Origin of the sequence: Streptococcus parasanguinis, from assembly GCF_001578955.1 — a bacterium.
Lineage (GTDB): Bacteria > Bacillota > Bacilli > Lactobacillales > Streptococcaceae > Streptococcus > Streptococcus parasanguinis_U.
This window is the reverse complement of the sequence record NZ_KQ969690.1, coordinates 260,940-263,410: the sequence shown is the minus strand read 5'-3', so window position 1 is coordinate 263,410 and position 2,471 is coordinate 260,940. Positions and strand designations below refer to the sequence as shown.

Here is a 2,471-nt window from a genome sequence, read left to right as displayed (position 1 = left end):
AAAGACGAGCCATCAAAAAATCCTGAGCCCCTTGAGGCTCAGAACTTTTAGAAAGTATTTTAAAACTTATTCTTCCTTATACAATTGTCGAACTGCTTCCACATCTGTATCCTGAATACTGTAGAAGGAACCAGCCGGTTGCATGACCGATTCTCCATCAGTGTGGTCCAGCCCTATCGCATGTCCTAGCTCATGCTCAGCTGTATTGACAATCCGATCATGACTATAGTTATAGACATAATTTAAAAGATAATGGCGATTGAGACGCACTGTGATGTGGGTGAAGCGGTTGGTTAAGAGGTTAGTCTGAGAGGCAGTCTCTCCTGCAGCAGAAACCGATGCGTTATCCATTTCCGTCAAGACCACATTAGCTTCTTTTTCATTTGTAACCAGCTTGAAGGTAAAGGCGCCTGTTTGGTTCCAAGCCTCAATAGCATCCCGATAAGCTTTTACAAAAGTTTGACTGATATTGGGATCCAGGTAGACCGTAGCTTCCGCTTTTTCCCAGCGAGCGCCACTATGCTCATGATCGTCCGTCTGCGTGGTCTGTGAGCTAGGTATCATTCCAAAGCGCGATGCAAAGCCCTGATCACCAAATAAATTGCCAACCTGATAGACAACCTTTTGGGCAGCTCGTCCAAATCCATCCATACCAGAACTAGGAGAATCTGTAAAATAGATGATCCCCACTAGGACGAGAAAACTGATCGCAATGGTCCAGAAAAATCCCCAAAAAAGACTCCAAGCCATGCGAAGGATTCCTCTGAAAAATCGAAAAATGGTTCTCATACATTCTCCTTTCTCTTAAAGAAGGTATGCAATTGTAACACCCCATTCTTAAAAATAACTTAAATAACTACGTTTTCCAGCTTATTGATGAACGGTTACTTTGCCTGTCTGATAATTCAGGCTAATCCCACTTTGAACATTGGGAACAAAGACATTGAACTCAAGGGTCCCATCACTCGATTTGGCTTCGATCTGTGATCCTAATGGAATCAGATCTTCTGGATGGTTGTAGATCAAGGTCACCCGATAGCGAACCCGCTTGTTCTTATCCAGTGCTTTTCGAACCAGGGTCTCATAGTAGTTTTGACCGGTGGAATGAGGATCATTGGCTTGATTGGACCAAGCCGTTTGCACAGCGATATTTTTGGGATTGCTCGTCGAAGCATCGAAACCTTTGAGATTACCGATCAAGGCATAGCCCAATAGATGGCCCCGATCCACAGCATGGTCATACTCGCCTGACAAATTATGGACCTGATGCCAACCTGCTGGTTTCCAATCGGTTAGGCCACTACCTGTTGCATCTCGATCTCTGTACTGGCGAGTCGTCTTGGTCATAATAGCGTTCGCAACCGTCGGTACGGTCTTTCCATTCACTTCTTTTGTCTTGTTATCCGCATAGGGTTGACTAGCCACACTGGCATCCAGATCTGTTCGATTCCCCTTAACTACAAAGGCTCCAGCACCATTCCATTCCAAGTCATTTCCTAATTGTGAACGAGCAGATTTCGTTAATACAGAGCTAGCTAACTCTTTACTAGGTGTTTCTTGTTGGCTACTAGTCACCACCGAAACAACCTGATCTGTCGCTTCTTTTACCGTCGGTTGATTAAAATAATAGCCCCCGATAGCTAGGGCCGTTGCCACCACAAAACCTGCTAGGGTTTGTTTGGTTCGTTTGCTTACTGTTTGTTTTGCCATATCTCTCTCCAAAAAAGAGCAGCGCTAGATGGGTCATTGACTCGATTCGCTGCTCTCCTTTTTACTCAATTTTAGTTAAAAGCTTATTTGCCCGTTAGCTTTCCAATGATCTCTGACCAAGTATCCGGAGAGAGAATGGACCATGGATTTTTTCCATCTCCAATCACTCCATAGCCAATGACCAAACCAACTGCAAAAATGATGATTCCAATCACAGCCAACAGGAGGACAATTCCTAGCTGTTTTCCAACATAGCGAAGATTAGTTTTCATCGTCTTCTTCCTCTACACGTTTCACGTCTGCACCTAGTGCCACCAATTTCTCATGGAATTGATAATAACCACGATCTAAGTGACTTAATTTGCTGACTTTCGTCTCTCCTTCTGCTACCAAGCCCATCAAAACCAAGGTTGCACTTGCTCGTAAATCGGTCGACATAACCTCTGCACCTTGGAAGCTTTCCCCTCCAACGATACGAGCTGTATCCCGCATAATGTCTGAGTGAACGCCCATCCGACGCATTTCTTCCAAATGCTGGAAGCGATTCTCAAAAACCGTTTCAATCATGGTAGACTCACCTTTAGCCATGGCCATCAAGGCTGTGAATTGAGCCTGCATATCGGTTGGGAATCCTGGGTAGGGAAGGGTTTTAACGGTCACTGGACGGAGCTTACTGATATCCGATTGAATCCGAATGCCATTTTCTTCTTCGGTTACCGTTACACCCATCTCCTGCATCTTAGATAGAAGCGGACGGTTGT

The 2,471-nt window shown here is 44.8% G+C and carries 3 protein-coding genes and 1 pseudogene; all 4 read right to left on the bottom strand.

The genetic code is table 11. From position 1 onward, the window contains the following. Positions 1 to 66 precede the first annotated feature (66 nt). Complete coding sequence (locus tag SPADD19_RS05100; protein ID WP_061455431.1) at positions 67 to 789, bottom strand: M57 family metalloprotease; 723 nt, start codon at positions 787 to 789, stop codon at positions 67 to 69. Between the two features lie 81 nt (positions 790 to 870). Beyond that, a complete protein-coding gene (locus SPADD19_RS05095) occupies positions 871 to 1,710 on the bottom strand; it encodes a DNA/RNA non-specific endonuclease (RefSeq protein WP_061455430.1) in 840 nt (279 codons plus the stop codon). An 83-nt stretch (positions 1,711 to 1,793) separates the two neighbouring features. Then, positions 1,794 to 1,982 carry a DNA-directed RNA polymerase subunit beta gene (locus SPADD19_RS05090; protein ID WP_003006464.1) on the bottom strand — a complete coding sequence of 63 codons (189 nt, stop codon included), beginning with the start codon at positions 1,980 to 1,982 and terminating at the stop codon, positions 1,794 to 1,796. After that, positions 1,972 to 2,471, bottom strand: a pseudogene (locus SPADD19_RS12590) (UDP-N-acetylglucosamine 1-carboxyvinyltransferase); the annotation flags it as partial. The gene SPADD19_RS05090 and the pseudogene SPADD19_RS12590, both read right to left, overlap by 11 nt.

Coding starts and splice junctions, on each gene's coding strand:
- SPADD19_RS05090 (WP_003006464.1), bottom strand. CDS start 1,982: ATGAAAACTAATCTTCGCTATGTTGGAAAACAGCTAGGAATTGTCCTC.
- SPADD19_RS05095 (WP_061455430.1), bottom strand. CDS start 1,710: ATGGCAAAACAAACAGTAAGCAAACGAACCAAACAAACCCTAGCAGGT.
- SPADD19_RS05100 (WP_061455431.1), bottom strand. CDS start 789: ATGAGAACCATTTTTCGATTTTTCAGAGGAATCCTTCGCATGGCTTGG.